The following is a 21568-nucleotide window of genomic DNA, read 5'->3' as shown; positions in this document are numbered from 1 at the left end:
TTATATTATGAAATGCGTATTTTTGTTTTGCCAAAAACTGCAATTAACACAATCTTTTGCCATATTTTTAATGGTTGTATTTTCAACAAACTTAGCTTGTAAAGAGCAAAGCCAAACGTTGGTTTTAGCCGGTAGCACATTTTCGGTATGCTCTAGTTCGAATTTAAAAAGTTGTAAAAATAACACGAAAATTTTAGGTAAAAAGCATCGTTTATTTACAATCACAAGCGCTAAAATTAATCAAATTAACTCACGCTGGCCCAATAATAACAGCGTAACTAAGTTGGAAACGTTTAACTCGTTGACCGCATTACATCCTAAAAGTACTTCACCAATGACTAAAGCTGAATTGCTTTGGCTATGGCGTGATATAAATAACGAAGAGCTAAGTCGTTTGACAGATCAAGAGTTCGATTTTTTGTTTGATATGTTAGAAACACATCAATTAGATAATGATGGCGAGCGTTTAAAAGAACAAGTAAACACTGAACTCAATAACGAGAGCGCGACTAATAATATTTTACAATTTGTGTCGGGCAGTTTAAAAGTTAATAACGCAAAACCTACAATGCTTGCTATTACGGCATCGAGCCGCGACCCTTATGAGTCGGCAGATGTAGCGCAAAGTCTTTTGGCACAATCAAATATAAACACTCAATGGTTAGCACTAACGCCAGCGCTTGCTAAAGCGATTACGAGTAACTCGTGCGATAAATTACCAGCGCTCAGAAATACATTAATGAATGTGTATAACCGTGAAGTGATTTATCCCGATCGCACAAAGGCCGAATACGCTTTATGTAAAAATGGCACTAATGCACTTGTATCACTTATTAAAAATAGTACCGGTGTGATGTTTAATAGCGGTAATGCAGCATTAACTCATAAGGTATTATTTGATCAAAACAATAACCCATACCCGTGGACGCAAGCATTGCAAACTCGCCCAGTAATTGTAGGTGAAGGAGCGGGCGCAGCAATCCAAAGTAAAGTGACGGGCATGCTTACAAATACGACAAGCCTTGAGGCACTTCGTAAAAGTGAAAATAACACTAATGCTGGTGGGCTGGGCAGTTTTAACTTTGGTGTACTAGATACTCAATTTAGCGAACAAAACCGTACATTTAGGCTTACAGCAGCGTTAAATAAAAACGAAGTAAAAAATACTAAAACAGAGATTCAACATGGTTTTGGTATTGATGAAAATACGGCTTTGGTTGTTATTAAATCACCAGAAGATAGTTTAATAACCGTAATAGGCAAAAGTGGTGTAGTGCATTTAGCTAACCAAGGTAAGGTACAGCCAAATAGTAAAAGTTATAGCTACTCCTACTGGCCTACAGGCAGTGTAATTGATATTACCAATAACACGTTTACTCTAAGTGATCGCACTATAAGCCAAGCGTTACCGGCTATAAAAATACCTCCACTGCCTGTGCAGCGTTTTGGTGCAATTTTAACAAATTCAAAACTGCGCTCACTAACTCAAGCTATGTGCCTAAGCCAAGAGCAAAGTGCGGTAGCCCAACAAGACGAGTTTATAATTAGCCTCACAGCAACGAGTGACACACAGTATCATCGCATCAATGCAAAAGAGTTTGGTTGTGCGCTAAGCAATTTAGAGTTAGCTATAAAGTCGATTTAGTGACTAACCTGAGCCAAGGGTTTAAGTTTTTGGCTCTTCTCTATAAAATAGCCACCATAATGATTTAAAAGCCTTACTAAAAGAGTATTAAAATGAATAAAGAAAATGATGTAATTTCTAGTCTAGCCGAATTAGAAAGCTTTTTATTAAATGTAGAAAACGGCGGTCTTGGCCTTAAGGGTGTTTCGGGCGTTGGTATGGCAACAAACAATAGTGATAGTAGTCGTTTTGTAGCCGTGTTTGACGACCAACAAAAATTACTTTTAGCGCGCGGTATTACAGAAGACGTATTCCAAACCGGGCAAGACATGGTACGCAATGGTGTAGGTCGTAAGCACTAAAGTAGTACCTTTTAAATATTATAGATGCGCCTTTAGGCGCTTTTATAACTTAGTTTTTATAAAATAAATGCTTAGCTTGTCATCTTATCTTAAAGTTAAACTATCAAAAAATTCCTTTCATAAAATAACCAATGTGAACTCTGATATAAATATTTAATAACATAGATTTATTATCGATTTGCTCGGTTTTTACTTAGCCCACAAGGGTACTAAAGCAGGGCGCGAGCATACTTTGTTAAAAATGTTAACCAAAAAGAAGTTCTTCTCTAAAAGCATCATCATAACAAGCTCTTACACACTTACTTCTTATTGACCCCTTGCTTTTCGTATGCTGCTTTATCATGTTCCTAACGACGCGTCTAAATAGTGCCATATGTTGCGCACTTAATGGCTCATTTATTTGACAGGCATCTTCTTTAAATACGACATCCAGTATCCAGTGTTGCTGATTTTCTATCAGCCAATGTTGTCTTATTGCTTTACTTATCAATATATTGTCTGTCAACGATGTTAGGTAGTAATGTGTGTCAATACTCGTTCTATTACCCTTCGTTCGCTCTCGCTGCACCGCAACGATTGTCCTAACTGATGGCCAGCTCTCTTTAATTTCACTCGGTAATAAACGCGCATCAAGACAATCTATCGTGCGTACTTCTTTTCGCCCATGCCCTGCATCTTGTGTTACATGACTAAGTATCTCTGAGTTTTCAGATTCATACTGGTGTGTAAATGCATCTTGAATCGCGCTATAAAGTTTCTTTTGATTACCCTTTGCTTGCACTAGATAATCTGCATGTCTGCTAATTAGCTGTTTTAGCGTTTCTTTTTGGCAGTGCAAAGCATCAAGTGTAATGACGGTGTTATTGATATCGAGTATTTTCAATAAATCCCGAACTGCCGGTATTTCATTCGTCTTACTGCCAACTGTTTGGTGGAATAATGTGAGACCTGCCTCACAATCAAATGCTGAGACGAGGTGTAATTTATCAGCAATGTGTTTACTTGCTCCGCGAATAGTTTTGCCATCGAAGGCAATGACAGGATGCGCTGATTTAACGCGGTTTTGATTGACCCAGCTATACATCGCGAGTAGTAATGAGTCAGTATCAACGGTTCTAAAAATCCGAGCAATACTATGTCGAGTGGGTATGCCATTTTTGAAAGAACGAAATCCTCTTAACCAATTAAGCTTACTTTCGCCATAGACTTCAATATCTTGCCAGTTTTCACACCCTGATGTAACGGCAGTAATAATAAGAAAAAGCACATCAACTAAGTTATGGTGTTGATTTATATGTGAACGATTATCTTTGACGAGTTCTAAATGGGAGAAGAGTGACATAATAAGTTTAAGGTGATTAAATTTATGGTATTAGATCATAAAATTTGTTTATTTACAAAGTGTGATCCCGCCCTGGGTACTAAAGCATGTCTGTCATACCGTTTAAAAAGTAAGAATATTTCTTTTAAAGGGAATTAATAAAATATAGAAGTAAATGCACCAAAAGAGAGCATTATTTTTCGTTATCATCATAATAGTTAATTACTTATAAATTAAAAAATAAAATACTGTTTAAAATCAGGTCATTAAATATTGGTTCGTATCTTGCAATTAAAAATCATCCGCATTCTTAATTGGACTACACTACTTTGATAATATTTTTACCTATAACTTTATTAATAAAAAATTTAGGATTAAAAATTTATTTTTGGATAACATTAACTATCTTCTTTGGCTTTTTTGTAAGTTTATTTTATTTTCCAATAGTGAAGTTAATCTTTGTTTTTGTCGTTCTTTTATATCTTCTATCGGGCATTGCTTGTATTGCAAGTTCACAATTAAAACAAATAAAGAGTGTTATTGAACACATTAATACTAAAAATTTCGATCACCGCGATATTCATTTTAACAGTTTGGCAAACTCAGAATTTATTGAGGAGTTACTAGTAAAATATCGTGAGTTAGGTCGAGTTATTACCCATCATAATGAAAAAAATAAAGAGGTTGAGTATTCCGCGATTCAGGTTATTGAAATTTCATCGGAAGTAAAAAATAATGTTTTGCTTCAATCCGACGCTATAAATTCAACAGCATCAGCAGTGACACAAATGAGCCATTCACTAAGCGAGATCAATAACGAAATATCTAAAACACATCACTCTTCATGTTTAGCTTCAGAAATAGCTAATCAGGGTAGAGACACTTTAGTGTCACTAAGTAATGCGGTAACCAACGTAAATAAAAGGGCCAAAATAACCCAGCAGCGTATGGTTTCGTTGAATGAATTAGTTATAAATGTTGAAAAGATCACTGAATCGATACAACAAATTTCTCAACAAATAAATCTACTAGCACTTAATGCTTCAATTGAAGCGGCTCGAGCAGGAGAGTTTGGTTTAGGTTTTGCTGTTGTTGCAGAAGAAGTTCGAGCTTTAGCTAAACGTACACATAATTCTACGGACAGTATTGTGGCCAATATTGATGATGTATTGAAAGAAAGCAGTGAGATTGTTAGCACGATGAGTGAGGTCGTTATACAAACTGATGTTTGCCTTCAAAAAGTTAATGAGGTCGATATTTCATTTAACGATATCGAAAAAGCAACTGAGCAGGTTAAGCATCAAATGGAAATAGTGAGTAATGTGTCAACCGAGCAGGCAGCTGCAACCCATGAGATTTCTGAACATATTGCGCAAGTTGTTCTTGGTGCACAAGCTAATTCAGATATAGCGGTCCAATCTCAATTAGTTGCAAATCATTTACGTAAATTAACCCAAAGGCAATAGTCGTTCTTATTAAGGAGTGTAATATGCAATGGATAACCTTAACTACAGCTACTTTTTGTATCATTATTATTTTTTTGATAAAAAAAATGAAAATAAGCAACAATAAAAAAATACAAAAAGACGGACTCGTACATATTTGTCAGATCAAAAGGATAATTATTTTCGCTCAACAACACCGAGGACTCACTGCTGCTTGGTTAAATGGCGATACTAACGCAGAGGCTAAATTGACTGGTATTAAAAAATTAATTTCTCAAGAAATTAACTCTTTAATGCTTTCACCTGTTGCTAAAAATGAGCGTTGGGCAGCCTTTACTGATCATTGGGGTAGACTTCTTAGTTTTAACAATAAATCATCGGTCAGCAATAGTTTTGAACAGCATACGATGATGATTAAAAACTTAGCCTATTTATTAGAGGATACCGCTGAAAGCTCGCATTTAACGGCCGATTTTTTACCAAAAATAAATAATATAGGGTATGTTTGGCGCGAGTTAATATTAACGACAGAAAATATAGGCCAGTCACGAGCCATTGGAGTGAGCGTTGCTGTTCAACAATGCTGTTCAAGTGTTGATAGAATCAGGTTAAATTTTTTAATTCAAACAATGGCAAAAACCACTATTGATACTTTACAACGATTATCACACCTACCAGAAGAGCACCATACCCATACTAATCTAGTGAAAAAAGCGACTGAAAGTATGAATAAATTAATAGAAGTGATGACGTCAGAATTAGTTGGTGCAGCTAAAGTTGCGATAGATAGTAATCAGTACTTTGAACTCGCAACTGAGACTATGTCAAAGATGAATGATATTTTTGATCACCAAGTGAAGCAATTAAATAAAGTTATATAAGATTTAAAATTAATTTCATATAGCTCTGCGGCCTCCGTTAGAAATGGAGATTACCAACGCTCAACCCAAGAAAGTAAATTTAGTGCATAGGTTTGCTTAATTAATGAGACTGTCTAATTTAGTTAATGATAGTAAAACTCATTTACCTCACCTCTTGATGGTTATATGCTTTGATACCATTAAAAAAATAACCCTTAAGACACTTAGTTTTCTAAATGGCTGCCTTAAATCTCGATAATTTAAATCTCATTTACAAATTATGCAAAGGAATACAGAAGTGCGTCTTTATAAATTAGCAGTGCTCTCAGTACTAGCTTCAGGCTATCTTTCAGCAAATGAATCAACCATCCCACTAAGTGAAATTGCCCTAATGGATCGTCAATCTTTGATTGAAATCTTCAAAGAATCTCCGACGGTTGAAATAGAAGTTAATCTTACCTTCAATGAAATTGGGAGTGATAAAGAGAATTTATTAAAAAAAATCACAGCTAAACCATTACCTAATTTTGAAGGTTTAGCCTTTTCCGTACCCAATAAGCAACAATATTTATCGAAAAAGAACAATCTCATTTCCACACAACCTATTTGCAAAGCTGGACTAGTATCTGCGGGTAAAACTGTTTATAAAAAATCTAAAACGAGTGCATTAGAGTTAATTCACAGTTGTGGTACGAGTGGTTGTGGGTATGACTTCAAACTCCACCTTTTACCTGCTAAGGAGGTTTGCAAAGTGCTGTAGTGGTAAAAAGTTAATTCATTGAGTGATGAAATTAAGGGGAGGCAGAAAAAAGCAGCTACAGACACTGCGGTTAAAAAGCGAAGTAATTCGCAGCAGCTTGTTAAAAAACAGTTAAAAAAACCAAAGAAACGGGCGAAAAACCAACTCAACAGGCTGCTGTACTTTATACCAGTCTTAGTTTAAGAACATAAAAGATATTGGATAACTTAATGTGACAGGGTACTTAGATTAAAATTAAACAGCAAAATATGAAACTGAGACAATAAGGTTTAGAACTTTCAGGACTAGTTCCCCGACCGCTTAGTGCCAAGGGCAGCCGTTGATAACCTTAGCCTATTTTTTATAATTCTAATTTTACAAGTGCATCTTGCTCACCTTGATATAAATAAACTGGGACGATTTCATGTTTTCCATTATTTTTTCTAAGCTGAAAGTAATTTTCAGTACACTCATAAGAGTACGAGTTGTTTTCCCGGGGTATGATTTTTAGTTTATTCTCACCTTCATATTGGGAATAAAGTGTACCGTTTTCGAACGAAATATTTAAAATTTTCGAATCGGAAGAACGATAACTTCCAACTAAAGATGCTGCTAGGGCCTTTGCTTTTTGACTATTTACTTGCTTAGGAGATAAGTTTAGTTGTAGCGCTATCATGTCTAATAGAGCAGGGCCTGGGTGTTTTGTGTCGATGTTGGTTAAAGCTGTAGCGGTTAAATCTTCATTTGGGAAATAGACATGCCAAGCAAAAAATCCGGGAACCTGACCTTGGTGGCTAAAGCTATCTAATCCACTTATTTTGTATATATCTAAGCCGTATCCATAATCCACATGCGAATTATTATTTAATAATGCCTTGGTGGTCATTAGTTTATAGTTTTCTTTTGAAATTACATGCCCTGACTTTAATGCATTTTGCCAAAGGTGCATATCAGCAAGTGTAGAAGCAATAGCGCCCGCAGAATAGATCCAACTACGATCAACATTCCATTGCCTTTCAGTTGAATCTTCAGGGTTAATATACTTTTTAGGCTCATTACGACTAGTAGTGTAGCCGTTTACTTTCCCAGCAGATGTTCCTTTAGTAATAACAAAAGTATTATCCATTTTCAGAGGTTTAAAAAATGTGTTTGACATGAACTGGTCATATGGAGTATCAGAAGCAACTTCAATGACTTTTCCCAGAAAGACGTAACCCAAATTTGAATAACTATATTTTTTACCAGACTCAGAGTTAAGAGGTTGTTTACTTATACTTTGTATAACTAAGTCAATAGAAGCATACTTATCATAAATTTTACTTACTGAAGGTTCCCCTAAGTAATCTGGCAGGCCAGAAGTATGGCTTAAAATTCTATCAATCGTTAAATACCTAAACTCAGGGTTAATATCAGGAATAAATTGCTCTAATGTATCTTGTAATGATAGCTTTTTTTCTTCCGATAGTTTCAAGATCGCTGCAGCAGTAAATGTTTTCGTGACAGAACCTATTTGAAATATGTCATCTACATTGAGAGGCCTCTCAGTATCAATATTTGCCAAACCAACCGCACCACTATAAATATGTTTACCTGACTGTTCTAATCTAACAACCATGCCAGGAGCTTCTGAAGAGTTATGGCACTGCATTAATTCAGCAAAGTTGTGTTGTTGTGCAACAGCTTTTACTCCATACAACCCTACAAAAAGACAAAAAAATATATTTTTTCCCATAAACTATGTTCCCTTAATCATTTAATAAATCTGTAAATAAAAACACAGATTACACTTGTAATCAATGATATTACATATAGCAGCTGCTTGCAATTTAATAAATAAAACCAATATTATTCAATAGCTTATTTAATTTTTTCAATGAAGGTATATTTGCTTATAATGGCCAAGTGAATGTAACAGCTTTATCAGAGGTCATTTTTTACCTTAACGTGGTAGGGTTCTTATTTTAGTCTTTTCTATTAATAGTAAAAGGGTAAGTTATTGCTAATTAAGAGTATTATTAGAAGCGAAGATTGTTTTTATATAAAAACTAAAAAACTTCTTTTATCATATTACTTAGATGGTACGAGTTAAATCAACTAGCTACTCAATGTCTACTTTATCGGGTCAGGTCAACCCGCTGCTTAGTCCCAATTGCGGACATTAGTCACGCCTCGTTAACGGGACGATTTTAAAAATGTGATTTTTCTGACCGTCTCTGACATAACTGATTTCCATACACTGGCCTTCAGTGATAAAGTTATCGGTATGATCATCGCCAGTAAAATATAAACTTTGAGTGTAATTGCTAAATTGGAATTTTGTATTTTCGATTACGAACGTTTCCGTACGGTAGTTTGTTGGTGAAGTCTCAGAATTGTAATGTTTCACGCATCCAACTACCATCTGATACTTTTTCTCATCAATGATTTGGCGTAAATGTGAAACTTTAAAGTAACCAAAGATACTATCCGATACCAAAACGCAAGATAAAAAACCAAAACCCAAAAGAAATTTGTTGCTACTTATTTTTAAAATCTCTGAAATATATTGAGTAACGTCAGAAAATTTAAATAATATAAATAAAAGCAGTGCTATCGGGAAAATAGGCAAAAGCTGAACTAAAGCAAAACCTATCTGAGTTTCAAAATATGCACCTGAGTTCAATTTAGTCCTGCTAATAATTTAATAGTGCGATAAAGAAGATAATTTAATTTGTAACAAGTTGAAATAAAGAGGGATTAAATGGTCGGTATGGAGAGATTCGAACTCTCGACCCCTGCCACACCATAAAAGTTACGATTAGATTTAAGTAGAAGTAAGTAGCTACAAGTAGTACTGAGTTTTTATTTAACTGATTGTTATTAGTGGTTTAAATTTAATTTATTAGTGTGGGTTAGCTCTAAGTAGAATTAAGTGGTTGAATACGGGTGATGCTACATATATGCTACATGTACTTTATGTTTAATATTTGGTGCTACATATGTCTGTCGTGAAAATGTTATTAACTGATTCGTTATTAAGCTCAGTCCCTGAACCTATTAAACGGATAAATGACACAAAGTTAAGTGGTTTTCATGCGCGTGTAGGTAAAACACAAAATGATAAAAAGCGTAAAATTGCACTTTACTTAAACTATCGTTTTGGCGGCATCAAAGGTAAACAGCGTAATTACCATTTAGGGTACTTTGGCGAGTGTGATTTAAAAGACGTACGCAAGGAAGTTGAAAGTCTAAAAGGGCGAGTTGCTTTAGGTGAAGACGTATACGAAACAAAACAGCTATCACTAAAGCAGCAGTTTATCGAAGATACATCACCAACCGTTGATGAACTTGCTAAAGAGTTTATTGAAAGAGATATCAAAGTTAACAGAAAAGACGTAGACCCCGTAATTAGAATGTTCAAAAAAGACATTTTGCCCTTTATAGGCAACTATAAGCTCAAAGAGATAACTCGGCGTGACATTCTTAATAAGGTGCTTGATGCAATAAAAGATCGGGGTTCAAATACCCAAGCAAATAAAACACTCTCTATTTTAAAACAAATGTTCGACTTCGGTGTTGAGCGAGACCTTATGCAGGGCAATCCTGTAAGTACGGTTAAAAAGAAAAGCGTAGGCGGCCTTGAAAAGTCGCGAATCAGAGCGCTCGAGTTTGAAGAGGTTATTCAAGTATTTGACCGCCTACCAAAGCTAGGTATAAGCCAGCAAGTTATTTATGCATTGAAATGTATTACTTTAACAGGTTGTCGGCCAATAGAAGTTACGGGCGCACAGTGGCAAGAATTTGATTTTGACAAAATGATTTGGACAATCCCAGCCGAGCGAGTAAAGCAAAACAAAGATGGCGAAAGAACTCATAAAGTGCCAATTACTCAAAATATGGTTATTTTGCTTGATGAGCTACGTGCAGCATTTGGCTATCTCAATTCTAAATATGTATTCCCGAGTACAACAACTAATAAATCAGGCCCAGGTGAGCAGCCTATTGATAGGCACTCACTGTCACGCTCCATAAGTCGTAAATTAGAACAATTAGGAGTACCTAAATTTGTACCTCATGATTTACGTAGGACAGTCGCTACCCGTTTAGGTGATGTCGATATTGGGGCTGACCCTATAGTGATTGAAAAAATACTAAATCATCAATTACAAGGAGTGCAGGGCGTTTATAATATGCAGGAGTATATGGGAAAGCGTCGCAAAGCTCTGGAAGAGTGGGGAGAGAAGATTTACTTCAAATAGTACTAGCTAATCTTTTACTGATTTAAAGTCCCATATTTGCACTTTTCCTGTAAATAAACGACTAAGAATTATCTTATAATGATTTTTATGTTATCCTCAGACTAACAAATTATTTTGGATTATAAATATAATGTTTATTGATTTTTCTGTAAGGAACTATAGATCGATCAAAGATACTTTGACCTTTTCTATGCTTAAAAGCTCAAGTTCTGAATTAATGGAAAGTAATACTTTTAAAGTAGAAAAACCATCAATAGAACTACTACGTTCTACAGTCATTTATGGAGCTAACGCTTCAGGAAAGTCCAATGTAATAAAAGCAATTAGAACCCTTAAATCTTTAGTTATTTCTTCAGCAAATGATCGCAACTCAGGTGAAGAGTTAGATGTAAAGCCTTTCAAATATGATGGTATTTGCGCTCAAAATCCGACAGAATTTGAGATTACATTTATTTCTGACGGTATCAAGTATCAGTACGGGACTGTTATGAGTCGCAACCGAATCGAAGAAGAGTGGTTAATTGCTTATCCAAAAGGTCGACCTCAAAGATGGTTTACAAGAATTTATGATGAGAATTCTGGTGAAACGCTTTATAAATTTAGCGAATCATTTCATGGTCCGAAATCTACATATCAAGAGACAACAAGAGAAAATTCACTGTTTCTTTCTAATGTAGTCCAACTAAACAATAAACAGCTTTTACCCGTATATAACTGGTTTAAAGAAAAACTTCATTTTGGTGGTATCTTTGGCTATAGTAATGTTTTCTCAGCTAAGTTATGTACTGACAAAAAAACTAAAAAAGAGCTACTTAACTTCTTAAATGCTGCTGACATGTCTATCGATGATATTAATGTTAAAGCTGTAACATTTAATGTAGATGACCTACCTGTCGATGTTCCAGAAGAGGTTCGCTCTCATCTTGCTAACGAGCTTAAAGAGCACGTTGATTACGAAGTCAACATTATTAGAAATGATCATAACGGGAAGCCTGTTTCTTTAGAGATTGATGAGGAGTCAGATGGGACTCAAAAATTATTTGGTTTGATTGGACCAGTTATCGACACACTTAATTCTGGATTGATTTTAGTGATTGATGAACTACATTCAAATTTACACCCAAAGATGGTTGAATATCTAGTTTCACTGTTCAATAGCAAAGATATTAATAAATATAACGCTCAGCTTATTTTTACTACTCATGAAACATCAATTTTATCTCAGGATATTTTCAGAAGGGACCAGATTTGGTTTACTGAAAAGGTTAATTTAGAAACTAATTTATATTCACTTCTTGATTTTTCTCCTAGAAAGGGGACGGAAAATATTGAATTAGGATATTTATCAGGAAGATATGGAGCACTTCCATTTATTGATAAACTAATTAAGTGGGTAAATTAGATGGGAAAAGATGATATCTTCAACCGTAGAAAAAGAGCTGCAAAGATAAAGCAAGAAAGAAAAGCGGCAAAACGCGCACCATATGAAACGGTTTTAGTCGTGACTGAAGGTTTAAAAACTGAGCCTAACTATTTAAATGAACTTGTATCAAGATACAAGCTGAGTGTAGCAAATATAGTAATAGATGGTGAATCAGACTCATCACCTAGCAGTATATTAAAGTACGCTAAACAGCAAGTAAAAAAGTCAAAAGCAAAGGGATTTAACTATGATAGGATCTATTGTGTATTTGATAAGGATAGCCATACTTGTTACGAAAAAACGGTGATAGCGATAAAAAACCTTCCAGGATATTATTGTATTAAGTCAGTACCGTGTTTTGAGTTTTGGTTATTACTACATTTTACATATACGACAGCCAGTATTGTTAAAGCAGGTAAAAAGTCACCAGGGGATAAAACACTTCAGAAGCTTAAAGAGTTTTTGCCAGATTATAGTAAAGGAGCAAAAAATACCTTTAGTCAATTAGAGGATAAATTAAATGTTGGTATTAGAAACTCTAAAAAATCACTCGAAGAAAGTTTAAAAACTGGGTGTGATAACCCTTCAACAAATATGCACGAATTAGTTGAGTTCTTAATTAACATTAAAAAGTAAAGTTTAATTTTGATATAGAGATACTCTTTTAGACAGTGGTTACTTATTTGGTTACACGTTAATTCATATTCCGCAAATTTGATTAGATTGTAGTGTAATTTCGCAAATCTGATTTTCATCAGATTGCCAATGTTGTATATCTGATTTTGCAGTACACCCAGCATCCTCGATAAGTAGTGTTTCTTCCTCACACAGCAATAAAATCGCATTTTTTTCTTGAATAACGACTTTTAACCGATAATTTTTAAATGGTTCAAGTCTGGTTTTATCGTCTTTTATTGCGGCGAGTAGTAGCTTATGTGGGTCAGTATAAGGTTCAGAACTAAACTTCAATGTTCCATCAACAGCTGCGGAAATATCTTTTAATTGTGAGGCAAGGTCAGCCATTTTTTCAGGATCATGAGCATTGGCTAAGCTAGAGCAGCCCACAGATAAAATAATTGTTATAATTAGAAATATGTATTTCATTTTAAATACTCCACGCTGTTAGATTTCCATTTTCGTCTTTGCCGTTGTCTAAGTTCCAGTTGTAAATCTGGGTGCATTGTTCATCATTAAAAACAGCATTTGCAATGATTGATATAAAATATTTAATATTTTCAATCGCTAAATCAAATATTTCGTTATAGTGCATCACTCCTTTAGGAGTATTAAGGTTTTCTATAAAGTTATAATCAATTTCATCTTGTCTAGGGTAAAGAAGGCCATTCTCAGCTGCAACGTGTCTCGCCCAAGGGAAAAGCCTATAGCCTTCTTCAGCATTATTTACAACTAATTGAAAACCGCTATGCCAAATATCAAAATTTGGTGCGGTCGAATGAGCATATTCACTATGTATACTAGTTAAAGCGTGACCCCAAATTTTCTTTATATCATCATCGAGGCAATTACCTTGATTTGTACATGAACCAATGTTTAGCTCAACTCGATCAGCCAGACCAATTTCCCCAAGATTTAACCTGGGCCAAATAAACGAGTCTTGATTCATTTCGCATGTTCTGTGCGCGGCCTGGTTATGTTCATATAGACCAACTTTTAGTTCGACTACAGGGTGTATAGTTATATCTGCTGCAACATGCGACATATAGCCACAAAGCCATGCAAAGCATTTTTCTTTCGCATGCCCTTCAAGACTTTTGCAATATTTTACAGCTTCTTTAATTACATCACCTGTACCTTGATAATGCATTAAATCAGCCCATTTATTTTGTTCTGAATTGCCAACAGCGAGATAAGGATAATCAGGTGACACGCAACCTAATTCAATATATTTCTGGTTTGTGCTTAAAATTAATTTTGCTTGATTTGGAATATTCATTCTTGAAAGGGCGTTATTATCAGTTGCTAAGTTAGCAGCTGTTATATGAGCGAATGCACCAGGCATGAGTAAATCCTTTTACTTAATCTTTAATGTATTAACAACTTACAATAGTGGAATAATTAGTCAAGTAATTAAGGAGAGCTTACCTGAGATAAACCTCGGTAATTTCAGGCCTAAAATGTCCCATCTCTTGTGAAACGATCTATAGGGCCATTTTATATTTAAATCCTAACGCATTGAGCTCAACCACTCTTTCTTGAGCATAGCTATGTCTGAGACCATGTGCACCTGTAGAAAAGAGTAGGGGGCGGTTAAGGTGAGCACTTAATACTTTTAATTGAAACCTACCTAGTCTCAAGTGCGCCAAAGAAGTATTAAAAGCCATTATGTTAACGTATCTATAATGCTTGATTTTCAGGTTCAATTCAAAATTACACCTTTTCGATTTAGTGAAAAAGTAACTATTTATCAATTACAACCTCCAAATTTTTGTTTAAAGCTATACTCATAATTGAGGGACTTCCTCTTAATTGAAAGGATAACGATTATGGCTCTTAAACCAGGACCAAAACCAATTGCTGATTCAACTGGCAAACCTGATAAACGTAGACGTGATAACAAAAATACTCCAGGGAACACCCCTGGATTAAAACCTAGTAAATCTTCAAAGAAATAGATAAGACTTGAAATTAAAGCTATCTTCACGGTAGCTTTAATTTAACGTAAATACACCTCAGTGATTTCCGGCCTAAAATGCCCCATTTCTTGTGAAACGGTCTCTAATGCTATTTGATATGGATATTGATTAAGTATCAGCTCTAATAGTCTTTCTTGTGCGTAGCTATGCCTTAGTCCATGTGCGCCATTGGAAAAAGAGAGAGTACGATTTGATGCTTTATTAAATGAATCAGACCATTTTTTGCCACCTCCAATATCGTAGCGCTGTAAGTAGTTTATTTTTCTATCAACAACAGTGGCAGGTTGTTTAAGTTTACGAAGTTCTAATTTAGCTGATAAATCGTGGGGTATTAGCACTTCGCGTGTTAAACCTCCTTTGCCTGTTACGGTATATAGTACGCCGTTTCTACCAGACCATTTTGAATCAAAAGCTGGTCGTTTATCTGCTTTGCGTTCTTCAACTTTGGCTATGGTCAATAATTCATGTGCACGAAGCCCCGCAGAGAGTGCTATTTGTGTTGATAATGAATACTTAGATGTTTGGTGCTTACTTATTATTTGTGCTTGCTCTGTGGTGTAGGCGCGTGATTTAAGAATTTGCTGATTAATTGATTTAATAACAGGGAGTGTTTGCTTATCTTTAAGTTTGCCGTTTAGCCTCATCATTGCTTGTATAGCTTGGCGCTCCATATCCAGTGACTTTTGACCCACTATTTCTTTACGGTAATCTAAATAATTGAGTGCTTGAACGATGGTCATTGCTTGAATACCGTTTATACCAATATCTTTAGCCCATGAAGCAACGGTGCTAAGTGATTGCTCGTAGTTTCTGGCAGTTCCAAGAGACTTTATAAGCTTACTTTTTGTAAGCCCTTTTATGACATTGTGTGCTTGAGTTTTTGGTTTCGAAAATTTAGCCATGTTTTTTAATCCATCTTTGAATTGTTGACCAATGAGCATTGATACCTTTACGCTTTAGCCAGCGCTGAAGCTCGACAATGTTAGACCCTTGCTTGTAAATTTCTATTAGCTCAAATTTATGTTTATCAAGCTTAGATGTTTTTTTTCGGCTTCCTGCGATTAACTTACTTTCATATTTAAGTTTTTGGACTTCGGCTAGTGCATCGAATCTCATGGTGTGACTCCAGTCGTATTAAGGTTGTAAGATTGACTGGCAATAAAGCTCAGCGGCACTTAAGCCTATTCGCCCCTGTTTTTCGCATATGCGAAAGGCTCGGACTGATCTCGCCTGATTATTAACCTCATTTCTACGTGTTGTCAGCAGCTGGAGTGCGCCGTTTTTGATTGGTTACTACCTTTAAAAAGATAGTATTTACCTCGTTACTACGTGTTGAAGGCAGCAGAATAGCGCCTGTTTTTTTCTGGCTCGTTAGAGCTTCAGTAGCAATAAGATTATCACTTTAGAAATATTTTTCAATCTGCAAATAAAACCTGCGTATAAGAGTATGAATGTGTTGTCCCCCGCTATGTGTAAGCCGATTTTCGGCTTCGACATAGCGGGGGACAGGGGCGAAGCCCCAATGTTTAAAGAGAGGCTATTGCTCATGATGCCTCTATTAAAATTGGTTTTAAATTAATTACTCAACAACAGCATAAATTGACAAGTTTATTACACCAAGGTTACTTGCATTGGTTGTTAAGCACTTTTACACTAATCATTTTACTGGCGTAATTAAATGACTAAATACGAAACTGATTCTATTGAAGCGCAATATCAACTAGGATCTGAAAAACTAGTTTTAGCGAACAAGTTAGCGATTGTTGATGCAGCAGAGATGGATGATGTTGAGGCTATTCTTTTAGTTAAACTATATGAAAAAATATTTACAACGCCAGAGCCAGAAGATGACGTTTTTTCTTTTCAAAATGTTGCTAATTGGCACAGACAATGGCTAGGTAATGTATACGAGTGGGCAGGTAAAATAAGAAGCGTTGATATGGGCAAAGGTGGATTTCAGTTTATGTCACCTCTGCAAATTGAAAGGCATATTAGCGTATTTGAAGATGAGTATTTATCTCGATTTAATAACTTACCAGAAATGACCGATGAAGAGCTTGTGTCATTTTTAGCTCAGAGCCATGTTGAGTTTATTCTAATTCACCCATTTCGTGAGGGTAACGGCAGGGTAAGCCGTCTGTTAATGGACTTTTTGTGTAGCAAAGCTGGAAAAGGAACGCTTGATTATAGCTTGTGGGATGAGCATAAAGATTTCTACATCAAGTCAATTCAAGCGGGTGTAAACAGAGATTATCAACACATTGAAAGGCTTGTGAGAGATATAATTAAATAGCGAGTGAAAGAGACTCATATTTAAGTTTATTTGCTTTTAACCTTTTCTCGATTGTTTTTACTGTTGCGCCAGTTTCAATGGCAGTTGAACTAGCAACAGATCTCAAAATCATACGTTTTGTGATTTTTTTCTTATCTTTACTCATTATTACCACCTCGAATAAATCATCTACATTTAATTCTACACCTAGAGCCTTATGTTATCAATTAACGTTATAAGATTTATGATTAAGAATTATAGCGGCTAAATTATCCTCTTCGCAGTAAAAAAATGCTGTTGGCACTTCTAATACTTTAGCTAGTGCCCGCACTGTTTGAAAGTCGGGTGAGTGAACGCCTTTTTCGTACTGATTCATTCTAGGCGAAGCCGCAAACTGATCCATTCCCGCCAGTATTCCTAGCTTTTTTTGCGAAAGTCCTTTTGCTAGTCTTGCCTCTTTTAGCCGTTTTGGAAACGGTGAACCATCATTCGTTTTCATTATATTTAATTCTTAACTTGAAAACTAAGAGTTTCTTAGCTTTAATGTATTCACGATACTAAGGAATACTTAGATGTAGGCGGGTGAAGTAAATGTTGTGGAAAGCAGTTAAGTTTATAGGAGCCGTTACGGTTGATATTTTGCTGGATGTTGATGATAAGTCTGAGCAAGATAAGTTCATTGATGAATACAATGATGGAACAGGAAATGTCGATCATTGTGGTGATAGCTACACAGAGCAAGAAGCGCGTGACGCGCATAGCCGTGGTGAGTTCTACAAATAGTTTTGACAGTTGCTTTTTTAAGTGCAATTGTTAGATGGGTTTTTACACAAAATACAGGCTACGCAGTTGAAAAGCTGCGTAGTTTTTTATGATTAATTTTAATATTTATGCATTTTTACCCGCGATTGATTTTTTATATATCAGGTTGCAAGGCCAAGATAATAGCCGTGATAAGTTATTATCGATTAGAAATAACCTAAGTAATCTTAATGAAGCACAAGTGCTTAGTGAGTTACTTACCTTAGACTTCATGTTTTACGATTATAGTAACGAGCAATCAGAGGTTTGGGATATACAACTAGAGTCTTTTTCATCGTTTTATAATCGTTCAGAAAAAGTGAAGAAGTTTGATAATTACTACGCTGAGGCACATGTTCAATCAGTGTTTAAGTGGATGCTTATGCTCTGTGATGATTGTAGCGATAGTTTGAAAATCCAGCGCTCGGTAATTCATTAGCAGAGCCTTAGAGCAATTTTATTCTTCAAGTTCACTTGATTTATCACTATATCTCATTTAAATTCATTTTAAGCATACTTATTGTGCTTACTTATAATGCAAAGAGATAAAAAGATTTACCACAGAACATAGTAAAGTTAATAAAAAACAGGCGCCCAATGTTCGGGGCTGCTTTCAATACGTAGAAAAGAGGTTACTAGGGTACGCATATATTAATTATATGTACTAGCAAGTCCACGGCTCACAGAGCAATGTGGCATCTCTTTGCTCTAATTTACGTATTGGAGAGCGAATATGCAGTCATCAGAGATCTTATCAGTAAAAGAGCTGTCAGAGCTTTTACACCTATCTACAGGCACAATTAATAATCGTCTGAGCGCCCAGCGCAAGGCTATTGAGTCTGGAAAAGATGCCAACCTTTATCAAGTTCAACGTTTAGCTCCACCTTCTATTAAATTGGGACGAGTTCGCCTATTTAAACGCGAAACAGTTGAGCAATGGCTTGCTCGCTTTGAAGGAGTGGAGGTGTAAGAAAGGCGAAAGGGGCTGCTTGACCGGCGACACCCCAAACGCACTTTGCATCTTAATATTATATGCTTGCCTTTAAAATAAGGCCACAATATGAGTGGCCATAATATACTATTGCCTATCCGAGTCAGTTTTATTCTTTAATTGAATTCAAGACACCTAAATATGTTCGAGGGTTACTAAGTAAATGCCATAAGTCTAAAAAATTTATTCATTTACTTGGGAACAGTAAATCAAAAAGCTTAACCGATTTTCGAGCTTTTAGACGGGACACTAGTAAGTTTGTTCGAGGAGTATTGTATAGTACAAGTGAATCAGTAGACTGCTATTACACTCCAAACGAATTTTTTAGTTGGCCTAGGGAGAGCAACCTAGCTCTACTGTCAGCGAATTGGATTGAAATTGATCTTAATCATAAATGTGATCCATTTGATGTTAGAAGGACAGAGGCTAAAATTGTTCCTGAAGTATTCAATAGGTTAAAACTGAGTAAGCTACCGCCGCCAACAGGCTATGTCCTTTCTGGCTCAGGTGGAATACATCTATATTGGATTTACAATCCTGTAGATGCAGTCGCAATTAACAAGTTGATATGGCAACAAATTGCTAAAAGTCTAATTGAGAGTTTTGGAACGTCAGATAGTTTTTGGCATATAGATCTTATGGCTACAAAAAGAATTAGCGGCTTTTTGCGCGTCCCAGGGTCTGTTCACAGTAGAACAGGATTGCATGCCAGGTATTTTGGCTCTGGTACTAAATATACATTTGATGAACTGTTGATGTGTTTAGATCTATGTCATTTACGGAAGAATATAGAGAAATCACAGCTAGAATTCAAAACTAGTTTAGCTTCAAGCCCTAGAAATAAGATAGCAAAGCAACCAAAGCAAGCAGGTCACCAACGCTACGGTCATAGCATTAAAGAATGGTGGCTAAAATGTATTAACAGTATTCAAAACCATTTTTATAAGCAGGGTGGGGTGCCAAAGGGTAAGCGAGATAAAACAGCGTTTATCCTGTTTGTTGCGTTTCAACACCTAAATAAAAACACCGCATTTGAAAAGCTAACAAAAATAAATGATGAGCTAATTGGTTTATCATTAGAAGAGCTTGTTAGTTTAACTAGAACAGCAAAAACAACACACTACAAGTACAGAAAAGAGACTCTAGCTGATTACCTGAAAGACTTGTTCGGCTATTGCCCTGAATATTTAAATATTAAGTCAAAAGTGAAGCTTTCAAGTGGTGAAATTAAGGAGAGGCAGAAAAAAGCAGCTATAGACACTGCGATTAAAAAGCGAAGTAATTCGCAGCAGCTTGTTAAAAAAGCAGTTAAAAAAATAATCAAAGAAACGGGCAACAAACCAACTCAAAAAGAGGTTGCTGAAAGAGCTAAGCTTAGCTTAAGGACTATAAAGAGGTATTGGTAGTAGGGCAACACTCAAGAATTAAAACTTTAGACAAAAGGATTTAGCTGTATTCTTATAAGAAGAATACTTTGAGAAAACATTGTTGTAACGATTAATACCTAATTTTAGATTTATCCCACTTTTCCAGAATGTTTTTCTGAAACCACAAAGGCTTCAACTTATTATATTTATCAACTTTTATTTTTAGTAGACCATTTACCGATTTTTCAGCAAATAATTCTTGTTCATATGAATTATCGAAATAATAGACTCTTTCACAAAGCATAGTCATTTCGTAAAGATTTTCTAAGCTTCGTTTATATCTACCAATAACTTTTTCATCTGGTACGCCATGTCCGCCAGAACCAACTCGCTCTTTGACACGAGCAATATTTACTTCAGGGTCGTTTATACATACGTAATATAGGTATGTTTTATAGCCTTTAGCTTTAGCTCTTTTAATATATTCAAGGTGTGATTCATGACTCATTACAGATTCGTAAGTTAGAGAAAGGCCTAAATCTAAATATCTTTCCCGAAGACCTGTACAAATTTTTTGAGACATTTTTGCAGTGTTTTCGGGATCTATTAAACTCCCGTTCACTGAGTAATCTTTTAGTGTCAGGGCAACATCATCAGGATTAATATACTGTCCAAAGTGAACATCATTATGCTCTTGAAGTGTAGTAAATAGAGTTGTTTTTCCTGAGCCATTTGGTCCAGCAATTAACCTTATTCTGGGCATTAATTAGTGACACCTAGAGGCTTGAATTTATCAACAGAATTAACTCCTTTCAATACTTTTTCGTTACCATCTGGGGTTACTTCAACGATATAGCCGTCCTTAATTACAGTTACTGTTAAGCCCTCTCTATGTACTCGACGCTTGGCTTTTCGAGCACCTGATATAGCATAGCTCGCTAAAGTGTTAAAATTTTCAAGTGCATTTTTACCTGCACTATATTTAGCTTTTGTACTATCTTGAGTCATATTAAAAACACCTACTTAATAACTGATAACTTAGCATACCACTCATTTATTACTACAACAAAATAATAGTTACTAAGCTCTTACATGTGTCGTTAGTTTGCTATAGGTAATTGGGTAAATCTTTCGCATCTAATTTAGGGAATTAAGGGGAAGATAGAGTTTATCGAAGGTGCCATTAGCTGTCTTCCTATATATCCCCCCTTTTATACCTTAAAAGTATAAAATAATTTAAGGCAAGTATCGTGCGATAAATGTGCGATAAATATTCAGAAAGGCGAATTTAATAGTGCGATATAGAGGGTGCTTTAATTTATAACTAATTGAAATAAAAAGAGGTTAAATGGTCGGTATGGAGAGATTCGAACTCTCGACCCCTGCCACCCCATGACAGTGCGCTACCAAGCTGCGCCACATACCGATTTGTATGCAATAGTACGTGTATTTTTTTAAAAATCAATAAGCG

Annotated in this window: 25 protein-coding genes and 1 tRNA gene; 14 read left to right on the top strand and 12 right to left on the bottom strand. The window is 35.5% G+C overall.

Annotated elements, in window-relative coordinates:
- Positions 1 to 7: 7 nt before the first annotated feature.
- Both AOR04_RS11145 and AOR04_RS11140 read left to right on the top strand, forming a co-directional pair.
- On the top strand, positions 8 to 1645 hold the full coding sequence (locus AOR04_RS11145) for a cyanophycinase (protein WP_096793384.1): 1638 nt from the start codon (positions 8 to 10) through the stop codon (positions 1643 to 1645).
- Between the two features lie 92 nt (positions 1646 to 1737).
- Positions 1738 to 1986 (top strand): hypothetical protein, encoded by a 249-nt coding sequence (locus AOR04_RS11140; RefSeq protein WP_096793383.1) that lies wholly within the window; start codon positions 1738 to 1740, stop codon positions 1984 to 1986.
- A gap of 244 nt (positions 1987 to 2230) precedes the next feature.
- Here AOR04_RS11140 and AOR04_RS11135 read toward each other — a convergent pair whose 3' ends face one another.
- On the bottom strand, positions 2231 to 3328 hold the full coding sequence (locus AOR04_RS11135; protein ID WP_096792602.1) for an ISAs1-like element ISPsesp1 family transposase: 1098 nt from the start codon (positions 3326 to 3328) through the stop codon (positions 2231 to 2233).
- Positions 3329 to 3636: 308 nt separating this feature from the next.
- On the opposite strand from AOR04_RS11135, the gene AOR04_RS11130 reads away from it, so the two are divergent.
- The 4 genes from AOR04_RS11130 to AOR04_RS21590 all read left to right on the top strand — a co-directional run bounded on the left by AOR04_RS11130 (position 3637) and on the right by AOR04_RS21590 (position 6555).
- Positions 3637 to 4773 carry a methyl-accepting chemotaxis protein gene (locus AOR04_RS11130; protein WP_232525469.1) on the top strand — a complete coding sequence of 379 codons (1137 nt, stop codon included), beginning with the start codon at positions 3637 to 3639 and terminating at the stop codon, positions 4771 to 4773.
- 23 nt (positions 4774 to 4796) lie between these two features.
- Positions 4797 to 5633, top strand: a complete 837-nt coding sequence (locus tag AOR04_RS11125; RefSeq protein WP_096793382.1) for a nitrate- and nitrite sensing domain-containing protein — start codon at positions 4797 to 4799, stop codon at positions 5631 to 5633.
- A gap of 277 nt (positions 5634 to 5910) precedes the next feature.
- A complete protein-coding gene (locus AOR04_RS11120; protein ID WP_096793381.1) occupies positions 5911 to 6372 on the top strand; it encodes a hypothetical protein in 462 nt (153 codons plus the stop codon).
- A gap of 18 nt (positions 6373 to 6390) precedes the next feature.
- On the top strand, positions 6391 to 6555 hold the full coding sequence (locus AOR04_RS21590) for a hypothetical protein (protein ID WP_157770544.1): 165 nt from the start codon (positions 6391 to 6393) through the stop codon (positions 6553 to 6555).
- Positions 6556 to 6712: 157 nt separating this feature from the next.
- On the opposite strand, the gene AOR04_RS11115 is transcribed toward AOR04_RS21590, so the two are convergent.
- Both AOR04_RS11115 and AOR04_RS11110 read right to left on the bottom strand, forming a co-directional pair.
- A complete protein-coding gene (locus AOR04_RS11115; protein ID WP_096793380.1) occupies positions 6713 to 8083 on the bottom strand; it encodes a serine hydrolase domain-containing protein in 1371 nt (456 codons plus the stop codon).
- A gap of 426 nt (positions 8084 to 8509) precedes the next feature.
- Complete coding sequence (locus AOR04_RS11110; RefSeq protein WP_096793379.1) at positions 8510 to 9013, bottom strand: hypothetical protein; 504 nt, start codon at positions 9011 to 9013, stop codon at positions 8510 to 8512.
- Positions 9014 to 9329: 316 nt separating this feature from the next.
- On the opposite strand from AOR04_RS11110, the gene AOR04_RS11105 reads away from it, so the two are divergent.
- The 3 genes from AOR04_RS11105 to AOR04_RS11095 all read left to right on the top strand — a co-directional run bounded on the left by AOR04_RS11105 (position 9330) and on the right by AOR04_RS11095 (position 12648).
- Positions 9330 to 10589 (top strand): tyrosine-type recombinase/integrase, encoded by a 1260-nt coding sequence (locus AOR04_RS11105; RefSeq protein WP_096793378.1) that lies wholly within the window; start codon positions 9330 to 9332, stop codon positions 10587 to 10589.
- A 130-nt stretch (positions 10590 to 10719) separates the two neighbouring features.
- Positions 10720 to 11991 (top strand): AAA family ATPase, encoded by a 1272-nt coding sequence (locus AOR04_RS11100; RefSeq protein WP_096793377.1) that lies wholly within the window; start codon positions 10720 to 10722, stop codon positions 11989 to 11991.
- On the top strand, positions 11992 to 12648 hold the full coding sequence (locus AOR04_RS11095; protein ID WP_096793376.1) for an RloB family protein: 657 nt from the start codon (positions 11992 to 11994) through the stop codon (positions 12646 to 12648). It abuts the gene before it with no gap.
- 63 nt (positions 12649 to 12711) lie between these two features.
- Here the strand turns inward: AOR04_RS11095 and AOR04_RS11090 are convergent, their stop codons facing one another.
- The 4 genes from AOR04_RS11090 to AOR04_RS11075 all read right to left on the bottom strand — a co-directional run bounded on the left by AOR04_RS11090 (position 12712) and on the right by AOR04_RS11075 (position 15782).
- Complete coding sequence (locus AOR04_RS11090; RefSeq protein ID WP_007379060.1) at positions 12712 to 13116, bottom strand: hypothetical protein; 405 nt, start codon at positions 13114 to 13116, stop codon at positions 12712 to 12714.
- Between the two features lies 1 nt (position 13117).
- The gene (locus AOR04_RS11085) at positions 13118 to 14032 is read right to left on the bottom strand and encodes a zinc dependent phospholipase C family protein (protein ID WP_007379059.1); all 915 of its coding nucleotides are present in this window, start codon (positions 14030 to 14032) and stop codon (positions 13118 to 13120) included.
- 654 nt (positions 14033 to 14686) lie between these two features.
- Complete coding sequence (locus AOR04_RS11080) at positions 14687 to 15568, bottom strand: site-specific integrase (protein WP_096793375.1); 882 nt, start codon at positions 15566 to 15568, stop codon at positions 14687 to 14689.
- Positions 15561 to 15782 carry a hypothetical protein gene (locus tag AOR04_RS11075; protein WP_096793374.1) on the bottom strand — a complete coding sequence of 74 codons (222 nt, stop codon included), beginning with the start codon at positions 15780 to 15782 and terminating at the stop codon, positions 15561 to 15563. Before AOR04_RS11075 ends, AOR04_RS11080 begins: the two co-directional genes overlap by 8 nt.
- 562 nt (positions 15783 to 16344) lie before the next feature.
- Here AOR04_RS11075 and AOR04_RS11070 point away from each other — a divergent pair.
- Complete coding sequence (locus AOR04_RS11070; RefSeq protein ID WP_096793373.1) at positions 16345 to 16959, top strand: Fic/DOC family protein; 615 nt, start codon at positions 16345 to 16347, stop codon at positions 16957 to 16959.
- On the opposite strand, the gene AOR04_RS21700 is transcribed toward AOR04_RS11070, so the two are convergent.
- On the bottom strand, positions 16952 to 17104 hold the full coding sequence (locus AOR04_RS21700; protein WP_198402995.1) for a hypothetical protein: 153 nt from the start codon (positions 17102 to 17104) through the stop codon (positions 16952 to 16954). The two genes, AOR04_RS11070 and AOR04_RS21700, sit on opposite strands and share 8 nt — an antisense overlap.
- A gap of 57 nt (positions 17105 to 17161) precedes the next feature.
- On the bottom strand, positions 17162 to 17437 hold the full coding sequence (locus tag AOR04_RS11065) for a helix-turn-helix domain-containing protein (protein ID WP_096793372.1): 276 nt from the start codon (positions 17435 to 17437) through the stop codon (positions 17162 to 17164).
- Positions 17438 to 17529: 92 nt separating this feature from the next.
- On the opposite strand from AOR04_RS11065, the gene AOR04_RS11060 reads away from it, so the two are divergent.
- The 4 genes from AOR04_RS11060 (at position 17530) to AOR04_RS11045 (ending at position 20136) form a co-directional block, all read left to right on the top strand.
- The gene (locus AOR04_RS11060) at positions 17530 to 17721 is read left to right on the top strand and encodes a hypothetical protein (RefSeq protein WP_096793371.1); all 192 of its coding nucleotides are present in this window, start codon (positions 17530 to 17532) and stop codon (positions 17719 to 17721) included.
- Between the two features lie 88 nt (positions 17722 to 17809).
- Entirely contained in the window at positions 17810 to 18178 is a 369-nt protein-coding gene (locus AOR04_RS11055) for a hypothetical protein (protein ID WP_096793370.1), read from the top strand.
- A gap of 294 nt (positions 18179 to 18472) precedes the next feature.
- The gene (locus tag AOR04_RS11050; RefSeq protein ID WP_058549639.1) at positions 18473 to 18709 is read left to right on the top strand and encodes a helix-turn-helix domain-containing protein; all 237 of its coding nucleotides are present in this window, start codon (positions 18473 to 18475) and stop codon (positions 18707 to 18709) included.
- A gap of 293 nt (positions 18710 to 19002) precedes the next feature.
- Positions 19003 to 20136: a hypothetical protein gene (locus AOR04_RS11045; RefSeq protein WP_096793369.1), complete on the top strand. Its 1134-nt coding sequence runs from the start codon at positions 19003 to 19005 to the stop codon at positions 20134 to 20136.
- 91 nt (positions 20137 to 20227) lie between these two features.
- On the opposite strand, the gene AOR04_RS11040 is transcribed toward AOR04_RS11045, so the two are convergent.
- From AOR04_RS11040 to AOR04_RS11030, 3 genes are all read right to left on the bottom strand, one after another.
- Positions 20228 to 20860, bottom strand: coding sequence for a zeta toxin family protein (locus AOR04_RS11040; RefSeq protein WP_096793368.1), 633 nt, complete (start codon positions 20858 to 20860; stop codon positions 20228 to 20230).
- A complete protein-coding gene (locus AOR04_RS11035; RefSeq protein WP_096793367.1) occupies positions 20860 to 21105 on the bottom strand; it encodes a hypothetical protein in 246 nt (81 codons plus the stop codon). The genes AOR04_RS11040 and AOR04_RS11035 overlap by 1 nt, the downstream gene beginning before the upstream one ends.
- A gap of 341 nt (positions 21106 to 21446) precedes the next feature.
- Positions 21447 to 21523 (bottom strand) — tRNA-Pro (locus AOR04_RS11030).
- Positions 21524 to 21568 lie beyond the last annotated feature (45 nt).

This window comes from Pseudoalteromonas sp. 1_2015MBL_MicDiv (assembly GCF_002407505.1).
Classification (GTDB): domain Bacteria; phylum Pseudomonadota; class Gammaproteobacteria; order Enterobacterales; family Alteromonadaceae; genus Pseudoalteromonas; species Pseudoalteromonas fuliginea.
This window is presented reverse-complemented; position numbering and strand designations above follow the sequence as displayed.